Source organism: Arthrobacter sp. HMWF013 (genome assembly GCF_003061105.1).
GTDB lineage: Bacteria > Actinomycetota > Actinomycetes > Actinomycetales > Micrococcaceae > Arthrobacter.
The window spans coordinates 6,222-7,635 of the sequence record NZ_QAIQ01000710.1; the positions used below are offsets into that span (position 1 = coordinate 6,222).

General features: G+C 67.4%; 2 protein-coding genes. Both read right to left on the minus strand.

Annotation, left to right across the window (positions count from 1 at the left end):
* On the minus strand, window positions 1-1,073 hold a 1,073-nt coding region (locus DBR22_RS22900; protein ID WP_108600880.1), incomplete at its 3' end, for an FAD-dependent oxidoreductase.
* 59 nt (window positions 1,074-1,132) lie between these two features.
* Window positions 1,133-1,414: glutamate synthase-related protein (locus DBR22_RS22905; protein WP_258229424.1), on the minus strand; the 282-nt coding region annotated here is incomplete at its 5' end.

Consider the following 1,414-nt stretch of genomic DNA (forward strand, 5'->3'; position numbering starts at 1 on the left):
GCTGCCCACTGGCCGATCAACGGAGCGAACTTCGCGCCGTGGCCGGAGCAGGGCGAGAGGATGGTCAGGCCGTCCACCCGGTCGATGATGAAGTCCTCGGTGGGCGTGTTGGTGAACAGGCAGGTGGTCTCTGCGTACGGCTCGGGGTCAAGTCCGGGCAGGAGGCGGCGGACGTAGTCCACCACCCGGCTGCGGTTGGCCGGGTCCACTTCACCGGTCTGCTCAGCGGCGCTGGGGATCAACTTGCCACCGTTATATTCGGCCACCTTCTGGCCGGCGAAGCCTGCGTCGCGCCCGCCCGGGAGGCCGTAGACCTGGATGTCTTCGCGCTTGTTGATGAACGTGGGCCAGTTGGCGGCACTGTCAGGATCGCGGTAGCGGAAGTGGAACGCCTGCTCCTGCCGCACGGTGATCTGGGGCAGACCGGCGAGGAAGCCCGCAGGCAGCGCCAGCTTGCCCAGCAGCTCCGGCAGCCAGCCGCCGGCGCTGATCACTACGTGACCGGCGTCGAACGTTTCCCCCATGGTGGAGGTCAGGCGGTAGCCGGCCGCGGTCTTGTCCAGCGACCGTAGCGGCCAGCCTGTCAGCAGGCGGGCACCGTGCTTCACGGCCTGTTCCACCATGGCGTTGACTGCCGTTTCGGCGTCGATCACTCCGGCACCGGGGTGCCAGAGGACCTCGGTGTCGAAAGCGAGCCCCGGCCAGCGGTCGCGGGCAGCGGCAGCGTCAAGGAGTTCGTGCTCGATTCCTTCGTCAGCCAGCACCGAGGCCAGCATGTGCGGATGGCGTTCAGTACCGAAGTCCACTGCTCCGGAGGGAGTGATCAGCGGTGTACCTGCGATCTCAGCCAGCCCGTCCCACAGACTTTTCGACTCCGCCACAGCGTGCGTATAGAAATGGTCCGCGTAGGCGTAGCGGAAGATCCGCGCGGAGCCGTGCGAACTGGCATCGTGACTGGCCGGAACGTTGCGTTCCAGGATAGTCACCTGGTGCCCGCGGGCGGCGAGCTGCCAGGCGGTGGCGGCACCGGCCAGGCCAGCGCCCACCACCACATAGTCTGAAGAATCGGTCATAACTGGGTTCCTTTTCCGGGCGGGTACAGGTACTGCTTAGCGCGTGCTGCTTGGCGCTGTTACTTGGCGCCCGGGATCCAGCTGGTGCCTGCCAGCGGGACGCGGGCCATGGCGGAGGCCTCAATGGTGAGCGCCACCAGGTCCTCGGGTTCGAGGTTGTGCAGGTGTGACTTCCCGCAGGCCCGGGCAATGGTCTGCGCTTCCATCGTAAGAACGCGGAGGTAGTTGGCCAAGCGGCGGCCGGCGGCTACCGGGTCCAGCCGGGAGGCGAGCTCCGGGTCCTGGGTGGTGATGCCGGCGGGGTCGCGGCCGTCCTGGAAGTCGTCGTAGAAGCCGGCGGC